This window comes from Saccharothrix texasensis, assembly GCF_003752005.1.
Classification (GTDB): Bacteria; Actinomycetota; Actinomycetes; order Mycobacteriales; family Pseudonocardiaceae; genus Actinosynnema; species Actinosynnema texasense.
Map to the genome: position 1 here is coordinate 7,963,216 of NZ_RJKM01000001.1, position 15,412 is coordinate 7,978,627.

Annotated in this window: 17 protein-coding genes and 1 tRNA gene; 9 read left to right on the forward strand and 9 right to left on the reverse strand. The window is 65.4% G+C overall.

The window, feature by feature from the left end; genetic code table 11:
- The first annotated feature begins 166 nt into the window (after positions 1-166).
- Both EDD40_RS35800 and EDD40_RS35805 read left to right on the forward strand, forming a co-directional pair.
- Positions 167-595 carry a TIGR02611 family protein gene (locus EDD40_RS35800; RefSeq protein ID WP_246038092.1) on the forward strand — a complete coding sequence of 143 codons (429 nt, stop codon included), beginning with the start codon at positions 167-169 and terminating at the stop codon, positions 593-595.
- Positions 596-644: 49 nt separating this feature from the next.
- Positions 645-716 (forward strand) — tRNA-Val (locus EDD40_RS35805).
- 117 nt (positions 717-833) lie between these two features.
- Here EDD40_RS35805 and EDD40_RS35810 read toward each other — a convergent pair.
- From EDD40_RS35810 to EDD40_RS42785, 3 genes are all read right to left on the reverse strand, one after another.
- Entirely contained in the window at positions 834-1,886 is a 1,053-nt protein-coding gene (locus EDD40_RS35810) for a site-specific integrase (protein WP_211348300.1), read from the reverse strand.
- A 55-nt stretch (positions 1,887-1,941) separates the two neighbouring features.
- The gene (locus EDD40_RS42090; protein ID WP_170184872.1) at positions 1,942-2,448 is read right to left on the reverse strand and encodes an integrase core domain-containing protein; all 507 of its coding nucleotides are present in this window, start codon (positions 2,446-2,448) and stop codon (positions 1,942-1,944) included.
- 63 nt (positions 2,449-2,511) lie between these two features.
- A complete protein-coding gene (locus EDD40_RS42785) occupies positions 2,512-2,688 on the reverse strand; it encodes a hypothetical protein (protein ID WP_211348301.1) in 177 nt (58 codons plus the stop codon).
- Positions 2,689-3,657: 969 nt separating this feature from the next.
- On the opposite strand from EDD40_RS42785, the gene EDD40_RS35825 reads away from it, so the two are divergent.
- On the forward strand, positions 3,658-3,945 hold the full coding sequence (locus EDD40_RS35825; RefSeq protein ID WP_123746825.1) for a hypothetical protein: 288 nt from the start codon (positions 3,658-3,660) through the stop codon (positions 3,943-3,945).
- Between the two features lie 185 nt (positions 3,946-4,130).
- On the opposite strand, the gene EDD40_RS41210 is transcribed toward EDD40_RS35825, so the two are convergent.
- Positions 4,131-4,328, reverse strand: coding sequence for a hypothetical protein (locus EDD40_RS41210; RefSeq protein ID WP_148089007.1), 198 nt, complete (start codon positions 4,326-4,328; stop codon positions 4,131-4,133).
- Positions 4,329-5,099: 771 nt separating this feature from the next.
- Here EDD40_RS41210 and EDD40_RS41215 point away from each other — a divergent pair.
- Both EDD40_RS41215 and EDD40_RS44505 read left to right on the forward strand, forming a co-directional pair.
- Positions 5,100-6,257, forward strand: a complete 1,158-nt coding sequence (locus EDD40_RS41215) for a hypothetical protein (protein ID WP_148089008.1) — start codon at positions 5,100-5,102, stop codon at positions 6,255-6,257.
- Between the two features lie 74 nt (positions 6,258-6,331).
- Positions 6,332-6,457, forward strand: a complete 126-nt coding sequence (locus tag EDD40_RS44505; RefSeq protein ID WP_281277833.1) for a hypothetical protein — start codon at positions 6,332-6,334, stop codon at positions 6,455-6,457.
- 60 nt (positions 6,458-6,517) lie between these two features.
- On the opposite strand, the gene EDD40_RS43940 is transcribed toward EDD40_RS44505, so the two are convergent.
- Positions 6,518-6,796 (reverse strand): class II glutamine amidotransferase domain-containing protein, encoded by a 279-nt coding sequence (locus EDD40_RS43940; protein ID WP_123746826.1) that lies wholly within the window; start codon positions 6,794-6,796, stop codon positions 6,518-6,520.
- A 51-nt stretch (positions 6,797-6,847) separates the two neighbouring features.
- Positions 6,848-7,453: a helix-turn-helix domain-containing protein gene (locus EDD40_RS43945; RefSeq protein WP_123746827.1), complete on the reverse strand. Its 606-nt coding sequence runs from the start codon at positions 7,451-7,453 to the stop codon at positions 6,848-6,850.
- 92 nt (positions 7,454-7,545) lie between these two features.
- Between EDD40_RS43945 and EDD40_RS43950 the strand changes: the two genes are divergently transcribed.
- Both EDD40_RS43950 and EDD40_RS43955 read left to right on the forward strand, forming a co-directional pair.
- The gene (locus EDD40_RS43950; RefSeq protein WP_246038094.1) at positions 7,546-8,004 is read left to right on the forward strand and encodes a helix-turn-helix domain-containing protein; all 459 of its coding nucleotides are present in this window, start codon (positions 7,546-7,548) and stop codon (positions 8,002-8,004) included.
- A 2-nt stretch (positions 8,005-8,006) separates the two neighbouring features.
- A complete protein-coding gene (locus EDD40_RS43955; protein WP_246038378.1) occupies positions 8,007-8,285 on the forward strand; it encodes a transposase in 279 nt (92 codons plus the stop codon).
- Here the strand turns inward: EDD40_RS43955 and EDD40_RS35850 are convergent, their stop codons facing one another.
- The 3 genes from EDD40_RS35850 to EDD40_RS35860 all read right to left on the reverse strand — a co-directional run bounded on the left by EDD40_RS35850 (position 8,286) and on the right by EDD40_RS35860 (position 11,463).
- Positions 8,286-9,497, reverse strand: a complete 1,212-nt coding sequence (locus tag EDD40_RS35850; RefSeq protein WP_246038379.1) for an IS256 family transposase — start codon at positions 9,495-9,497, stop codon at positions 8,286-8,288.
- 83 nt (positions 9,498-9,580) lie between these two features.
- Positions 9,581-10,318 (reverse strand): integrase core domain-containing protein, encoded by a 738-nt coding sequence (locus EDD40_RS42800; protein WP_211348303.1) that lies wholly within the window; start codon positions 10,316-10,318, stop codon positions 9,581-9,583.
- A 197-nt stretch (positions 10,319-10,515) separates the two neighbouring features.
- Positions 10,516-11,463, reverse strand: coding sequence for a helix-turn-helix domain-containing protein (locus EDD40_RS35860; protein WP_246038096.1), 948 nt, complete (start codon positions 11,461-11,463; stop codon positions 10,516-10,518).
- A 393-nt stretch (positions 11,464-11,856) separates the two neighbouring features.
- Between EDD40_RS35860 and EDD40_RS35865 the strand changes: the two genes are divergently transcribed.
- Complete coding sequence (locus tag EDD40_RS35865) at positions 11,857-12,660, forward strand: ABC transporter ATP-binding protein (RefSeq protein ID WP_123746829.1); 804 nt, start codon at positions 11,857-11,859, stop codon at positions 12,658-12,660.
- 3 nt (positions 12,661-12,663) lie between these two features.
- Positions 12,664-15,168: an ABC transporter permease gene (locus EDD40_RS35870; protein ID WP_123746830.1), complete on the forward strand. Its 2,505-nt coding sequence runs from the start codon at positions 12,664-12,666 to the stop codon at positions 15,166-15,168.
- Positions 15,169-15,412 lie beyond the last annotated feature (244 nt).

Sequence of the window (15,412 nt, forward strand, 5' to 3'; positions counted from 1 at the left end):
AGGTGAGTCACGCGTCCGATTGTCGACCTGGCCGCCAGCCGCGCACCGGCACGACGACTTCGGTATCTCGCTGGAGAGGGCCGCACCGCGCCCCCGCGGCCATCAGCGGTGGTGGCACCCGGCGAGGTGGGTCCTGCGTGAACGGCGAATGGGCGATGATGTGGGTATGAGCACAGAACAGCGCGAAGACACCGGCAAGGACGCGGAACACCGTCCCTGGTTTCGTCGCAACCCCGCGCTGAACCTGACCTACCGCATCGGTGTCGGCGTGGTCGGTGGCCTGGTGCTGGTCGCGGGCGTCCTGATGATCCCGTACCCCGGACCGGGCTGGCTGGTCGTCTTCGCCGGGCTGGCGATCCTGGCCACCGAGTTCGAGTGGGCGGGCCGGGTGCTGCGGTTCGCCAAGCGCTACTACGACGCGTGGGTCGCGTGGTTGCGGCGACAGAACCTCTTGGTGAAGGCACTGGTCCTGGCCGCCACCGGCCTCGTGGTGATCACGACGTGCTGGCTGCTCGGTGCGTTCTCGCTGGTAGGCGGCTGGTTCGGCCTCGACTGGGCCTGGCTGCAGAGCCCGATTTTTGGTTCGCGGGGATGATGTTGTAAGCTATGACCACACCGCGAGAGCGAGTGTGGGAACTGAATACGGGCGTTTAGCTCAGCGGGAGAGCGCTTCGTTCACACCGAAGAGGTCACTGGTTCGATCCCAGTATCGCCCACAGTGTGTTTTACCTGGTCAATGGCCTGCAGACGATCACTATCTGCGGGTCATTGATCGTTTCGGGGAGCATCTGGGGAGCAAACGATCTTGACCACCTCCGTATTTGCGAAGGTGGTCATGGTGTCGTGCTCCCCGTTTGCTCCCGGGTTTGCTCCCAGCGGTGTTGGAGTGCGGCGAGCATGGCGTCGATCATGGGTTGGGTGACGTGGGAGTAGACGCCCATGACGCCGTGGAACTTGTGGCCGATCCTTTTGTGCTGGAGGACTTCGGGGACGCGGTCCTCGATGAGCCAGGTCTTGTGGGTGTGGCGTAGGTCGTGGAAGTGCATCTCGGGGTTGATCCGCGGTCGGCCGGTGGCGGTGTCCCCACGCAGGGCCGGTAGCCAGACGCGGCGGCGGAAGTTGGACCGTCGGTGGAAGCCTCCGTCGGTTCCGGTGAACACGAACCGGGCGGCGGGGTGGCGGTCGTGGTGCTGGTCGAGCAGGTCGGCCAGAAATTCGGGTAGATGCACGGTGCGGACGCTGGCGGGTGTCTTGGGCGGTCCGAGGGTGAGTGTGCCGCCGACCTCGTGTAGGGCGCCGTCCTTGCCGTCGACGCGGATCTCCGCGTTGCCGGTGTCGACGCGTGTCCATTGCAGTCCGGTCAGTTCACCCCAGCGCAGGCCGGTGTAGGCGGCGGTGACGATCAGGGCGGCGTTGTCGGGGGACACGCGGGTGGCCAGGCCGGCGATCTGGGCGGCGGTGGCGTGGGGTCGTTCGGGTTGGTCGCCGGTGGTGAGGCGGAGTTTGCGGCAGGGGTTGGCGTCGATCAGGCCTTCGTCGACGGCTTCGCCCATGATCCTCGACAGCAGGTTGACCACATCACTGACGCTGCGCTCGCCCAAGGATCGTCGCAGCTGCTTGGCCCAGACCTTGACCACCATCCTGGTCAGGTCGCCCAGCTCGGTGTCGGCGAAGCGGGGCAGGATGTGGTTGCGCAGATGGGAGTCGTAGGTCGCCCACGTCACTGCGCTGACGTCGTGGGCCTGCACCCACTCCTTCACCCAGTCGGCGAACCGGGTCTGCGCCAGCCGGGGGTCGACGAACCGTCCCCGTCTCTGATCGGACTCCACGTCCTGCGCCCGGTTCTCGGCCTCCTCGCGCGTGTCGAACCCGTTCTCGGTGAACAACGATCCGTCCGGCAGCCGGTAGCGCTGTGCTTGCCGAAAATATTATCCGTGCAGGTCAGGCTGCGTGGTGGTATTCGTTGAGGATGCCGCCCAGTCGTTGTCGTCGGAGGATGTCGAGTCGGGTGACGGCTGCTTCGTCGGTGGTTGGCTGTGGCAGCGGTTGTAGCGGTCGGGCGTTGTCGATGCCCTGGTGGGGTCGGTGGGTGTTGTAGAACTGCTCGTACTCGCGTAGGGCGTGGAGTAGGTGCGCGCGGTTCCAGATGAGGGTGCGGTCGAGGAGTTCGCGTCGGCAGGTCCGGATCCAGCGTTCCATGATCGCGTTCATCCGCGGGATGCGGACGCCGCTGAGGACGACCTGGATGCCTGCGTCGGCGAGGACGGCGTCGAACAGTGCCGGGAACTTGCCGTCCCGGTCGCGAATCAGGAAGCGCGCGTGTCGGCTTGCGTCGTCGAGGTCCATGGCGAGGTTCCTGGCGGCTTGGGTGACCCAGGAGGCGGTGGGGTGCGCGGTGGCGCCGAGGACGCGGATCCGGCGGCTGACGTGTTCGATGACCGCGAGCACGTACAGGCGGGTGCCGGTCAGCGTGTGGGTCTCGAAGAAGTCGCAGGCCAGGAGTGCGTCGGCCTATGAGCGGAGAAAGGTCGACCAGGTCGTCGAGGTGCGCTCGGGAGCAGGGTCGATTCCGGCGTCCTTGAGGATCTGCCATACCGTGGATGCGGCGATCTTGATGCCGAGGACGAGGAGTTCTCCGTGAATGCGGCGGTAGCCCCATGTTGGGTTCTCCTGGGCCAGGCGCAGCACCAGGAGTCGGATCGAGCGGATGGTTCGTGGTCGGCCGGGCCGCTCGGGGCGGGACCTGGCGGCGTGGCGGTGCGCGAGGAGGTCGCGGTGCCAGTCGAAGCTGATGAAGCGTGGTGCTCGGAAGTCGGTGCAGCAGCGCCGCGAGGAACGCCTGGTCGACGGAGGAGAACCGCGGACGGGTGTCTCCGAGTTGGCGTTGCAGGATGGTGATTTGGTGGCGTAGCGCCAAGATCTCCGTGTCTTTGTCCCGATCGCTCATGGGCAGCAGGCGCAGCAGCGCGAACATGTTGGTCATGCCCAGGTACGCCAGTCGAAGCAGCACAGCCGGTCATCATGCCGCGCCAGACGCCGAGCCAGTGGAACCGAGCACCCTCATGGGCCGTCCCGAGCCCTTGTCCCGACCGCGCTCTCACCTGCGTGGATGGGATTATCGGCAGGCACAAGCCCCAGCCCGCGTTCTCCCGGGCCATCCGTTCGATCAACGCCACGATGGTGTCGTCGAGCGGCGGTCGCCCGATCCGGTTCGGGTGGGTCCACTTCTTCGCGACCAGGCGCCGGTGCCATCGAAGGACGGTGGCCGGCGTCACCAACCGGTGCTCGTGCAGCAGCGGAGGGAGTCGGCGAACCAGCGCGGCGAGCACTGCGCGATCGGCCCACTCCAGCCGCGGGCGGGGGTTGGTACGGCGCAGTACGGCGACTTCGTGCCGCAGCACCAGCAGCTCGGCGTCCTTGGCCGCCGATGACCGGCCGAGCACGACCAACCACCGACGACCCGGACGAAGATCAGGTACAGCAGTCGTAGCGCCACGCCTCACGATCATGCTCCTACGGCACGTGATGCGCGATCGCCGCAGTTCAGCGCCTCAGTGCAGAGTTCTGGCACCCCACACGTGCCCTACGAGGCCCTGTTCGTCCGGGGAGTTCCGTCCCTGGGGAACCAGTGCCCGCAACCTCGCCCCTGAAGGGCGGGTGTCGTACGAGGACTTCGCGGCACGCACCGGCAAGACCGTCATCCTCGGCGACCCCGGTGCGGGTAAGTCGACCACGTCCACACTGTTGGCGAGGCAGGCGTTCGACCGCGGCCGAGTGCCCTTCGTCATCCGGCTGAAGAACGTCGACGTGGACCGAGACGGGTTCAACCTCGACGAGGCCGTCGAAGCGATCCTGCGCACCCGATACCAATGCACCGCACCCGTTGGCGCCGTGCGCAGGCTGCTGGTCAAGGGGCGTGCGTTCCTGGTCTTCGACGGCCTGTAGGAACTCGTCGACACGACCGCCCGGGAAACACACGTCATGAGTGAGTCACCCAGAAGAACGGGTGGGCAGCCGCTGAGAGAGCATCCCGCCGAACATTTCGACCGAGCCTGGTCTGGCATCGACCGAGCCACCAGTCAACAAGTAGCCACAGAGCGGGCACCTCGGCGAAGGTGCCCTTATAGAGATCAGCCGATCTGCGTTCCGCGCCAGGCGTTCTCCGCCTCGGCATCAGTAAGTTCGATCTCTTCAAGTGGGATAGGGGGAAATTCGCTGATGTGTACGAGATGATCAACGATCAGCTCGCGCTGGGGGACGATGTCCGGCCAAGTGCCTTGCTTCGCACGGGCGGCCACAGGTCGGGCATGTCCAGACTCGAGAGTCATGGCCGGTACCTCGTCCTTTGTTGCGCTGCCAGTTGTGAACCGGAGGTTCACGGTTGTCTGCACGGTAACACGGGTCTGGCTGCACCGGTATGAGGATTCACCCGCCCGTGGTTGACGTTCTCATGATCCATAAACGAGGTAACCCTAAAGTGACACAGCGTCACGTTTGGTTGCTTCCTGTGGTTGGGCGTCACTCGTGTGGGTGGAGATGGCTAGATCAATTTGAGCCGGTTGGCTGTCCGGCGTCCGCTTAGGGCTGAGGGGAGGTGAGCCTTGCAACCTGAAGATGCAACGCCAGGACGCGGTTGCTTGCAGGCAACGTCCTATGTCGCGGGAAAAATCTGGGACCTTCGGGATACCCCGGCGGTCGCCTACAATCTAATGGCTAACATGCCAGCCTGGCGCATACGTGCGGTCGATCAAATAAATCTATCAAGTGCGCTTTGGAGTGAACGTCGCCGTTCGGTGCAAGTGGCGCCACTTCGGAATGCTCTAGAAACGATTTGCGGTGAAGGTGGTTCGGCAGAATACCGTGAGGCGCTGCTCCATTTGCCTATAGGTTCATTTGAGAAAAAACTCCTCCTGGACTTCGACCTAAGGGTGGCTGACGCACCCGCCGTCCTTGTCCCGCTTCGGACGCAGGCTCAGTATCAAGCGCTGTCAATCGTTCAGTGGGCGGTAGCTCACGGCTTGTACCTTGGGGATGCCCCAGACGTGCTGAGATCATTGACGGCTATATGCTCCTTTCAGCCGCCACTACTCTTTGTGGCAATGGAGGAGGTGGGTGTTGGAGACGTGGTCCTAGACGATGAGCAAGAGCGCCGTGTGATCGAAATGTTCCTTGCGAAATCATTCCCTGCGCTTCGGATTCCCCACAGATGGCTGGACCAGCAGTATATCCGTCGAGTGGTGCCCATCCGTAAGGCTCTGTTTGGCTACAAGCCTCATGTGCAGCATAGTGCAGCTGAGAACCCATTGCTGGCGGCGCCTTTCCTGCCTGGTGTGACGAGTCTCGAGGACATTGAAGGGCACTTGATTGCAGTACGGCGATTTGTAGATGCACTTACACGCATGAAGGATAAGGCTGGCGTGTGGTCGTACGCTCGCCTGGGCGCCTACTGGACCGCTGTGGCCGAGTGTCGCGTGCCTTTGGATGAAAGCTTCCTTGTAAAAGTGGCCCAGAGAACTCAACTCGACTTGCAGTTGGTGTCTAGAACTTCGGCTGCCTGGGGGCCGCGGCGCTACTCTTACGTCCGAAACCTCGTGACGGTGGGGGATGCACACTCGAACCACGTTGTTGTAAGGGTCGGCGATTCGCAACTGGAACTTGGCCGCGATTGGGTGAACGGGTCCGATATCGACCCCTATAGAGGTTCGCCCGTATTCAAGCGCGGTGTGGTGTCAGCTCGGTGGACGCCGGAAACGTTCTCGCTAGCCCTTCGGAGCGGTGCTGGTGGGATCGCGAGCGAGCAACATGCGCGAATTTCAATTCCCATCAGGCTGGCGCTACATCGAGGAATCATGATGTACGCCGTTTTCCTGTTGTCTGCATTCTCTGCGTTGGGGATGCTGACGTATCTTGTGGGCTCCTGGGGTTCGGCTTCAGATCCAGGGCAGGCGACTCTCCAAGAAATTCTGCACGTACTTCGGCGATCCTCGGCTACTCCGATAATCTCCGCAATCTTTATTCCTGTGTCAATAGCTGCCGCGTTGCTGCTTGTTAGGGAGCCTTCCACGTTGGCATCCACAATCAACTCTGCCATGCAATCGTTGATTGGGGCCACTCAGGTGGCACTGTGGGTATTTACAGGAATTCTATTTGCGAAGAAATACATCTTGTCAGGCTCGACATTCACTATAGTAGTGATGGGCATGATCATTGTACTTCTGGTGGTAGTAATTAGATTTCGTATGACGCGCGATGGGTGACGGCCAGTGCCTCCGAAGAGAGATGGAGTTCGCGATTCAGATTTAGTCCACCCGCGACTGCGCACGACTCTAACGTGGACCTCATCGTCGTGCTGGGCGCGGTCATCCAGTTGGTGTCTCACGCGGCCTGTGGCTGGGAGGGGCTGTGCCTGCCGAAAATCCCGTCCGTGCTGGTCAGGCGGCGTGGTGGTATTCGTTGAGGATGCCGCCCAGTCGTCGCCGTTGGCGGATGTCGAGTCGGGTGGGGGCTGCTTGGTCGGTTACGACTGGTGGCGGTGCCACCGCAGCACTGTGTCCGGGCGTACCAGCAGTCGGAGCCGATGAAGCGCATCGGTCGGGAGTCGGTGCAGCAGTGCCGCGAGGAATGCCCGGTCGCTGGGGGAGAACCGTGGACGGGCGTCACCGAGTTGGCGTTGCAGGATGGTGATCTGGTGCCGTAGCGCCAGGATCTCCGTGTCTTTGTCCCGGTCGCTCATGGGCAGCAGGCGCAGCAGGGTGAACGCGTTGGTCACGCCGAGGTAGGCCAGTCGGAGCAGCACAGCCGGTCATCATGCCGCCCCAGACGCCGAGCCCGTGGAACACGAGCACCCTCATGGGCCGTACCGAGTCCTTGCCCCGATCGCGCTCTCACCTGCATGGATGGGATTACCGGCAGGCACAGCGTCGGCCTGGGAGCGGAGGAAGGCCGGCCAAGTCGTCGTGGTGCGCTGGGGCGTGGGGTCGGTCCCTGTGTCCTTGAGGATTTGCCAGACGGTGGATGCTGCGACCTTGACGCCGAGCACGAGGAGTTCACCGTGGATGCGGCGGTAGCCCCAGGTGGGGTTCTCCCGTGGCAGGCGCAGCACCAGGAGTCGGATCGAGCGGACGGTCCGTGGTCGACCGGGCCGCTTGGGGCGGGACCTGGCCGCGTGGTGTCGTGCGAGGAGGTCGCGGTGCCACCGAAGCACTGTCTCCGGACGGACCAGTAGTCGGAGCCGACGAAGCGCATCGGCCGGGAGTCGGTGCAGCAGTGCCGCGAGGAATGCCCGGTCGCTGGGGGAGAACCGTGGACGGGCGTCACCGAGTTGGCGTTGCAGGATGGTGATCTGGTGCCGTAGCGCCAGGATTTCCGTGTCTTTGTCCCGGTCGCTCATGGGCAGCAGGCGCAGCAGGGTGAACGCGTTGGTCACGCCGAGGTAGGCCAGTCGGAGCAGCACAGCCGCTCATCATGCGGTGGGATCGGCGCCTGGTCGCGAGAAAGTGGACCTACCCCAACCGGACCGGCCGCCCACCGGTCGACGACACCGTCGTGGCGTTGATCGCGCGGATGGCCCGGGAGAACACCGGCTGGGGCTACCGCAGGATCCAAGGTGAGCTGCTCAAGCTCGGCCACCGGGTAGGCGCTGCAACGGTTCGCCGCGTGCTCAAGCGCCTGCGGATACCACCCGCGCCCCAGCGCGACACCGACACCTCCTGGCGACGGTTCCTCCGCGCGCAGGCCGCGAACATATTGGCCTGCGACTTCTTCCACATCGACTGCGCCGTCACCCTCAAGCGCGTCTACGTGTTCTTCGTGATGGAAGCCGCCGCCCACTACGTCCACATCCTCGGCGCCATTACCAACCCCGATGGTCCTTGGACCACCCAGCAGGCCCGCAACCTGCTGATGGACTGGCCGACGACTTCCGGTTCATCATCCGGGACCGGGCCGGCTAGTTCACCGCCTCGTTCGACGCCGTCCTCGCCGGCGCCGGCATCAAGGTCGTAAAAATTCCACCACGCTGCCCGAGAGCCGACGCCCATGCCGAACGGTTCGTCGGCACCATCAGACGCGAAGCCACCGACCGACTACTCATCCTCAACGAACACCACCTGCGAGCGGTCCTGGACCGCTACACAGCCCACTACAACCACCGCCGACCCCACCAGGCGCTACAGCTCGCACCACCGCGACCGGACCAGCCAATCACGGAGCCACGCTGCACCTCGATACGTCGCCGACCAGTCCTCGGGGGTCTATCTCGTAATCGGTGTGTCCGGCGTTGTTGATCAGTAAGTCTCGGCGTTCGGCCAGCGGTCACCGAACGTGATGGCGAAGGCGTTGAGCACGGGCTTCCAGCGCATCGTCCACCTGGTGCGGCCCGTTCCGGTCGGGTCGAGGCTGCGGGTGACAAGGTACAGACACTTCATCGCCGACTGCTCGGTCGGGAAATGCCCGCGGGCTCGGATCGCCCGGCGGTAGCGGGCGTTGAGCGACTCGATCGCGTTGGTGGAGCAGATCATCCGCCGGATCTCGACGTCGTAGTCGAGGAACGGCACGAACTCGTCCCATGCGTTGCGCCACAACCGGATCATCGCCCCGTATTTGCGGCCCCACTTCTCCGCCAGGTCCTCCAGCGCGGCGGCCGCGGCGTCAGGGGTGGGCGCGGTGCAGATCGGGGCGATGCCCCGTTTCACCGCGTCCCAGTCCTGGCGGGCCACCAGTCGGAAGGTGTTGCGGATCAAGTGCACGACGCAGGTCTGCACGACGGCCTGCGGCCACACGTTCGCCACCGCGTCGGGCAGGCCCTTGAGCCCGTCGCAGACCAGGAAGAACACATCGTGCACGCCGCGGTTCTTCAGGTCGACCAGCACGCTCATCCAGAACTTGGCGCCCTCGCCGCCGGTGCCCATCCACAGCCCGAGCACGTCCTTGCGGCCGTCCACCGTGACGCCGATCGCGGCGTAGACCGGCCGGTTGGCGACCTGGCCGTCACGGACCTTGACCACGATCGCGTCGAGGAACACCGCCGCGTAGACGGCGTCAAGCGGGCGGGCGGCCCAGTCGTTCATCTCCGCCACGACCTTGTCGGTAATCCGTGACACCGTCTCCTTCGACACCGAGGCGCCGTAGATCTCGGCGAAGTGCGCCGAGATCTCCCCGGTGGTCAATCCCTTGGCATACAACGACAACACGATCTCGTCGACGTCGGTGAGGCGACGTTGCCGCTTCTTGACGATCTGCGGCTCGAAGGTGCCCTCCCGGTCGCGGGGCACCTCGATCCCCACCCCGCCGGCCGCGTCGGAGATCACGGTTTTGGTCCGGCTGCCGTTGCGCACGTTGGTCGACTCGCGGCCGGGTTCCGCGCGGTTCTTCTCGTGGCCGAGGTGCTCGGTCATCTCCTCGGCCAGGGCGGTCTCCAGCACGCTCTTGGTGAACAGCTTGAGCAGGCCATCAGGGCCGGTCAACGCCAGTCCTCGCGCCTTGGCCTCGACCACCATCGCCGCCGCGGCGGCCTGCTCCGGCGACAGCTGCCGCCCGGTCCCCGTCTCGCTCTTCCGTGCGCTCACAAGCTCAGATGTCATCACTCACAGTGCCCATCCCGCCGGACCCCAGGCCCGGCGTGTCGGGCCGAACACACCGATCTTGAAACAGTCCCGAGAACCGCGAGCACGTGATCCAGCCGGCGTAAAGCGCCGAGATCCCGGACCGCTCGATCCGGGAAACAAGCACCGGGGGTCGGGGGCGTGTCGAGGAGTTGCTGATCGGCGGGCCGCTGTGGACCAGCCAGTCGGTGGTCGAGCTGATCCGGCTGGTCGTCGGAGTCGGGATGACCGAGCAGGGCGTGCGTTGTGACTGCGTCGCCACGTTTCACCCCGCAACGCCCGGCCCTGTGGGTTCCAGAAGTCGGCCACACCATCTGACCTGCGGCTAGGCTGCTGTGGGTTCGTACTCGTTTGATCAGGCCGCCGGGGACTGGTCGGCGGCGTATCGAGGTGTAGTCGGGCTCTGCGGTTGGCCGATCTGGTCGTGGGCGCGAGTTGCAGTGCTCTGTGGGTCGTCGGTGGTTGTAGTGGGTCGCGTAACGATCCAGCACGGTCCGGAGGTGGTGTTCGTTGATGATGAGCAGGCGGTCGGTGACTTCGCGTCTGACGGTGCCGACGAACCGCTCGGCGTTGGCGTTGGCTCGCGGGCACCGTGGTGGGCTCTTCACGACCTGAATGCCGGTGCCGGAGAGTGCCGCGTCGAACGAGGTGGTGAACTGGCCGGCTCGGTCGCGGATGAGGAACCGGAAGTCGTCTGCCCGGTCTCCGAAGTCCATGAGCAGGCTGCGGGCTTGTTGGGTGGTCCATGCTGTGCCGCTCGAAAAGTCATCGCTGCTGTTCAGGCGGCATTTTTGTATTCGTTGATGAGGCCGCCGAGGATGCGGGTGCGGAGCGGTCTGTGGGTGTCGAGGTCGTGTACCGCAGCGGGGTGCTGCCGGGCGTCGGGTGGTAGTTGGTCGCGAGCCTGGTGGGGTCAGTGCCGGTTGTAGTGGTCTTCGTAGGTCGTGAGGACGTGTCGTGCGTGGGCTTCGCCGATGATGAGGACATGGTCGAGGAGTTCGCGTCTGATGGTGCCGATGACTCGCTCGCAGTGGGCGTTCAGCCGGGGTGCCTGCGGCGCGCTCTTGATCACGCGCAGGCCGTCGCCCTGGAAGACTGTGTCGAACGTCTGGCTGTACTTGCAGTCACGGTCGCGTAGCAGGAAGCGCAGGGACTCCGTCCGGTGTCCGAGGTCGGAGGTGAGGTTTCTGGCCTGTTGCGTGGTCCATGCCTGGTTTGGGTCGGTGGTGACTCCGGTGATGTGCAGGCGTCTGGTGCCGTGTTCGAGGAACGCGAGCGCGTACAGACGTGTGCCGAGCACGGTGTCGAGGTGGAAGAAGTCGGCCGCGATGATGCCCTGGGCCTGGGCGGTGAGGAATTCCCGCCAGGTCGGGCCATCACGGCGTGGTGCCGGGTCGATGCCGGCGTCGTGCAGAATCTGCCAGACCGTCGAGTAGGCGATCCGGTGTCCGAGACGGGCGAGTTCGCCTTGGATCCGTCGATGACCCCACCGAGGGTTCTCCCTGGCGAGCCGCAGCACAAGCGATCTGATCGCCGCTGGTGTCGGTGGGCGTCCGGTACGTCGGCGCGTGGAGTAGTCCCACTTACGGGCTACGAATCTGCGATGCCAGGCGAGCAGGGTGCCCGGCGTGACCGGGAAGATCTCCGGCCACCGACGACGATCCACCAACTCGGACAGGGCGGCGAACCAGAATCGATCGGCGGGCTCGTAGCGGACCGGACCCGTGAGTTGCCGGCGCAGGACCGCGTTCTCGTGGCGCAGCACGAGCGGTTCGGCGTCCTTCGCCGCCTCGCTGTGGAGCAGCACCGTCGGGACGGACAACAGCCTCCGGGTCACCTTGTGCAGCAGGGACACGATCACCCGGACATGGTCGCAACACCGTGACAGCCTGGCTCTACCAGCGACGATGACTTTCGAGCGGCACGGGGAACGATTTCTCCGCCTGCAGGCCGTTCTGCTCTGCGTGCTTCCAGCCTTGCTGGACTCATGGAAGCCCTGAGCAGCGATGTTCGGTCAGTGGGCGAAGCCGTCAGCGCCTTGGTGCACTGGATCAGCCGGATCTTGAGACCGCGGCGGCTGATGTCACACCGATGGCGTCCGTGTTCGTCGGATCCGGGTCGACGTCGGCGCCACGGAGCGGGCAGGTGCAGCCTGCGCTACCAAGAACCGCCCGCAGCCTGGGTCGTTTCGGCCGACGAGCGACATTACGGTTCTGTCCTGGAAACCAAAGAATAGGACCTCGGGTTTATTGTGATGTCAATCCATAATGTACAGACTGATGGATCTTCTGGTGCGAGCGTTGCCAGTTCCACGTCGGCGGTGCGGGTCCAGGGCCTGAAGAAGGTCTACGGCACGGGACTGCAGGCGGTGACTGCCCTTGCGAGCGTCGACGTGATGTTCGAGCGAGGTACGTTCACGGCGGTAATGGGGCCATCGGGTTCGGGCAAGAGCACGTTGCTGCAGACCGCGGCGGGGCTGGACCAGCCGACCGGCGGCCAGGTGTGGGTCGGTGACACGGAGTTGTCGCGACTGTCCGAGACGGATCTGACGAAGCTGCGGCGGTCGAAGATCGGGTTTGTTTTTCAAGCGTTCAACCTCATCGGAGCGTTGACGGTCCAGGAGAACATCGTGTTGCCGTTGCAGTTGTCGGGAAAACGCGCCGATGCCACGTGGGTGCGGCAGGTCGTCGACCGGGTCGGGTTGACCGAGCGGTTGGCGCACCGGCCGTCGGAGCTGTCCGGCGGTCAGCAGCAGCGGGTCGCGATCGCGCGGGCGTTGGCGACGCGCCCCGAGGTCATCTTCTGCGACGAACCGACCGGTGCCCTGGACACTCAGACCGCGGGCGAGGTGCTGAGTCTGCTGCGTTCGGTGGTGGACGAGGCGGGACAGACGGTGATCATGGTGACGCATGATCCCGTGGCGGCGTCGTATGCGGATCGTGTGATGGTGCTGGCCGACGGCCGGATCGTGCACGACATGCCGCAGCCGGGTGCGGAGCGCATCGCGGAGCACCTGGCGTCGCTGGGTCGTCGCCCTCGCATGACGCAGGAGCGCTGACCGATGCTGAAGCTGGCCGCGAAGATGCTGCGCCACCGCATGGGCAGCGCGGTCGCCACCCTGCTGGCCTTGACGGCCGGAGTGGTGCTCTTGATGTCGATGGGACTTCTGGTGGAGTCCGGCCTGCGGTTCGAGGCCACGCCGAAGCGTTACGCCGCAACAGACGTTGTTGTCGCCCATCGCGACATCACGGTCACGACCAGCGGTGAGGAGAAGGTCACCGTAGAGCTGCCTGAAGGGGGCACCGTCCCGACCTCGATGGTCGAACGGCTCCGGCAGGTACCGGGTGTGGCCACCGTTGTGGGGGACACGTCGGTGACGGTGATCCTGGAGAACGGCGGGGCCACCGGGCACGGGTGGAGCAGCACGGTGCTCACCCCCTACGAGCTGGTCTCGGGTGCCGAACCGAAGAAGGGTGAGGAGGTCGCGCTGGATGAACGCCTGGCCGGCTCGACAGCGCCCGGCGACGAGGTCCCGATCCTGGTGGATGGGACGGCACGCGTCTACCGGATCAGTGGCCTCGTGCGCAATGCCGGCCCACGGCCGGCTCCTGACGCGTTGCCTGCGGTGTTCTTCACTGACGAGCACGCGGCGGCCGTGTACCCGCGGCAGGGCCGGGTCGACGCTGTCGGCGTCATCGCCGAGCCCGGTGCGTCCGGTGCCGCAGTGGTCGCCGACGTACGCGAGCTGGCCACCGAGGCCGGAGCCAAGGCATACGCCGGAGCCGAGCGCGGGTTGCTGGAACAGTCCGCGGATGCGGCGGCCGGCCGGATGCTGGTCCAGCTCGGCACTGTTTTCGGCGGGTACGTGGCGCTGCTGGTGATGTTCGTCGTGGCCGGAACCATCGGCCTCGCGGTCCGGCACCGGCGACGCGACCTCGCCCTGCTCCGGGCAGTCGCCGCCACCCCCGGCCAGATCACCCGGTTGATCCTCATCGAGGTGGGGCTGCTCAGTCTGCTGTCGGTCGTGATCGGCGTGCCCTCGGGCTGGTTCGCCATCCGATGGCTGCGCGGGGAACTGGTCGACCACAAGTTCATCCCCGACACGTTCCCGTTCAGCGGCGGTGTGCTGACCGCGGTGGCGGTGGTGGTGGCGACGATAGCGGTGGCGGTGGGTGCCGCGCTGATCGCCGCCCGTCGGACGGTGCTGATCCGCCCGACGGAGGCACTCGGCGAGATCGCTGTGGAACCCCGCCGGAACAGCAAGATCCGCTTGTTCTCCGGGTTCGTCGCCTTGGCCGGTGGCGTTTTCCTGACCACGCTCACCACTGCGCTGAAGGGGACCGCTGCCCTCGGCACCGCGATAGGCGTGCTGTTCGTGCTCGTCCTCGCGGTCGCCCTGCTCGCCCCCTGGATCAACCGGGTGGCCGCCCGGCTGCTCGGCCCGGTGCTGCGTGCCGTGTGGGGCGACAGCGGTTACCTCGCCGCGGCGAACCTGCGCGCCAACGCCCAAAGCATGGTCACCGTGCTGACCGCACTGGTGCTGTCGGTTGGCCTCGGTGGCTCGATCTGGTTCCTCCAGGACAACCAGCAACGAGCGGCCGTTGAGCAGAGCCGTGACGGGATGCTCGCCCAACACGCCGTGATCTCCGCCGCAGGTCTGCCTGACTCCGCCCTCACGGAAATCCGCGGGATTCCCGGCGTGGCGGCCGCCACCGGAATGCGCAATACCTCGATCATCCCCGCCGGGGGAGAGGAGGCCAGCGGTGTGCAGGCGATCGATCCGGCCGGCGCCGAGCTCACGATGGACCTCCGGGTCCGCAGCGGCAGCTTGGCCGACCTGCGCGGCCCCGCCATGGCGGTGTCAACCTTGCAAGCCGATTCCAACGGCTGGGAGATCGGCGAGCAGGTTGAGGTGTGGCTCGGCGACGGCACACCGGCCACCCTGCGCATCGTCGCGATCTACGACCGGGGCATGGGTTTCGGCGACGCTACCGTCGCCAAGGACGTCATCGACGGCCACACCGCCGCCACCGGCTACGAGCGGATCCTCGTCCGCAGCGAACCGGGCACTGACATCACCACCGCCCTGGCCGAGGTCGCCGACCGGCACCCCGGTAGCACCGTGACGAGCACCGCCAGCCTCACCGGCCAGCTCGCCGACGATCTGGAGCTGGGATCCTGGTTGAACAAGCTGCTGGTCGGCATCATGGTCGGCTACGCCGCCCTGGCCGCCGCCAACATCATGGTCATGGCCGCCCTCACCCGTGGGCGTGAACTGGCTCTGTTGCGCTTGGTCGGCGTCACCCGCAAGCAGGTGAAGAGAATGGTTCACGCGGAACAGACCGGCCTGCTCGGCGTTTCCCTGCTGATCGGTGGAACCATCGCCGCGATTACATTGGTGTCTGTGGTACGCACCCTCACCGGGCGGACCGTTCCCTACGTTCCCACGCTGGGATGGGTGTCCATCATCGGCGGCACGACGCTACTGGCCCTGCTCACCACCGTCCTGCCCATCGCGCGACTGCTCCGAATCCCGCCGATCGCCGGTATCGGCGTCAAAGAGTAACGATCGCCTGGGGCAGCAGACCGTCCCGATCCGGCTGAACGACAACCGAAGGGCGCGTCCGCACCGCGAGGACGCCCTTCGGTTGTCGTCGTCAAGCGTCTGGACGACGAGGACGCTGACGACGGTGTTCGAAGCCCTGCGCCACAGGCCCGAGTCGTTCGACTCACCGCCCGCTCCGGGTTCGCTCCGCGTCCGCAATCCGTGTGGAGCTCGGTGCGCACTCGCAGCCCTGGAGCCAATCGCT